Annotated in this window: 1 protein-coding gene; it reads right to left on the bottom strand. The window is 68.3% G+C overall.

Translation table 11 applies throughout. The annotated features are described in order from the left end of the window. Positions 1-2,136 (bottom strand): condensation domain-containing protein (locus ABD901_RS58400; RefSeq protein ID WP_345144986.1); only part of this gene is annotated, 2,136 nt, incomplete at both ends.

Below are 2,136 nucleotides of genomic sequence, written 5' to 3' on the forward strand. Positions count from 1 at the left end.
CGGTCAGTAGCGCCCCCCACAGTTCCCAGACGGCGAAGTCGAATGCCGGGGAGTGGAACAGGGTCCACACGTCGTCGGGTCCGAACCCGTACCGGCCGGTGGTCGCGGCGATCAGCGCGGTCACTGACCGGTGCCCGACGATGACGCCTTTCGGGGTGCCGGTCGACCCGGATGTGTAGATGACATAGGCCGGTAGTCCCGGGTCGACCCGCCGGCCTGGATTGTCGTCGGGCATCCCGGCCGGGACGTCGACGCTGGTGAGGACCACATGTGGGGCGGCGTCGTGCAGTAGCGCGTCGATGCGGCCGTCTGGGTGGTGCACGTCGATGGGTAGGTAGGCGGCGCCGGTCTTGAGCACACCGAGCATGGCGATGACGAGGTCGGCTGAGCGGGGGATCCGGACAGCGACCACCGTCCCAGGGCCGGCCCCGAGCAACGACCGGGCGACCCGGTTCGCGGCCGTGTTCAGCTGGGCGTAGGTGAGACTCTGCTGGCCGTCGACGACGGCGACCGCGTCCGGCCGGCTAGCCGCCTGGGTCTCGAACACCTCCACAATCGACACAGCACGCGTCGGCGCATCGGTGTCGTTGCACTCGGCCAGCCACGCCTGCTGCGCGGCATCCAACACCGGCAGCTGGGATACCGGCACTTCCGTCTCGGCGGCCGCGCCGGCCAGCAACACCGAGAACCGGGCGGCCCAGTCCGTCACCGTCGTGTGGTCGAACAGGGCCGTGCTGTATTGCAGGGCCGCGGTCAACGTCTCGCCGCCATCCAGCACCGTCAAGGTCAGATCCCACTTCGCCGACAACACATCTGCCCCCCACACCCCGCCGGCGTCACCGGTGGCGGCGTAGGTGAACACGGTGTCGATCAGGGGAGTGCGGGATCGGTCGCGGTGGTGGACGAGTTCGTCGACGAGTTGTTCGAAGGGCAGGTCTTGGTGGGCGTAGGCGTTCAGGGCGGTGGTCCGGGTGCGCGCCAGCAGTTCCGCGAAGGTGGGGTCGTCGTCGAGTTGGGTGCGTAGGACGAGGGTGTTGACGAAGAATCCGATCAGTGCTTCGGTTTCGGCGCGGCTGCGGCCGGCGATGGGGGTGCCGATCAGGATGTCGTCCTGGCCGGTGTGTCGGGCCAGGAACACGGCGTAGGCGGCGGTCAGCGTCATGAACATGGTGGTGCCGTTTTGCCGGGACAGTTCCCGTAGCCGGGTCGTCACGTCGGCCGGGATCGTGAACTCGACCAGGCCGCCGGCCGCTGACCGCACCGCCGGGCGGGGCCGGTCCGTCGGCAACTCCAGCACGGGCGGGTCCGCGAGCTGGGTGCGCCAGTAGTCGAGTTGGGTGTCCAGGACCTCGCCGGCGAGCCATTGACGCTGCCAGACAGCGTAATCCGCGTATTGCACCGATAGCTCCGGCAGTGACCCGTCGGTGAGCAGCGTGGTGAGTTCTCGGCGCAGGATGCCGGCGGACCATTCGTCGCTGATCACGTGGTGCATGTACAGGGCGAGGAGGTTGCGGTCGTTGACGCGGATGAGGGTGGCCCGGAGTAGGGGGCCGGTGGCGAGGTTGAACGCGGCTTGGGCGTGTTGGTTGATCAGAGTGCGGGCGTCGTCGGTGGTGGCAGTCTCGAGGACCTCCAGCGGGACCGGGGCCGGGGGATCGATGACCTGGTAGGCGACGCCGTCGGGGCCGGCGACCAGGCGGGTCCGCAGGATCTCGTGCCGTGCCACCACGGTCGTCAACGCATCGGCCACGACCGCCGGATCGATCGGGCCGGCCAGCGGCATCACAGCCGGAACGTTGTACTCCGTCGATCCCGGCTCAAGCTGATCCAGGAACCACAACCGCTGCTGAGCAAACGACAGGGGTAGCGGCTGCGTCCGATCGGCGGGCGTGATCGGCGGGGCGGTCGGAGTCACGTCGGCGTCGATCATGACCGCGAGCTCGGCGATGGTCGGGTGTTCGAACAGCGCTGTCAGCGCGACCTCGACGCCAAAGGTGGCAAGGACACGCGAGATGACCTGGGTGGCGAGGAGGGAGTGTCCGCCGAGGTCGAAGAAGTCGTCGGTGGTGGTGATGTGGTGGTGGTGGAGGAGTTCGGTCCAGATGTTGGTGAGGAGTTCTTGGGTGGGTGTGAGTG

The organism is Dactylosporangium darangshiense (assembly GCF_039537565.1).
Taxonomy (GTDB): Bacteria; Actinomycetota; Actinomycetes; order Mycobacteriales; family Micromonosporaceae; genus Dactylosporangium; species Dactylosporangium darangshiense.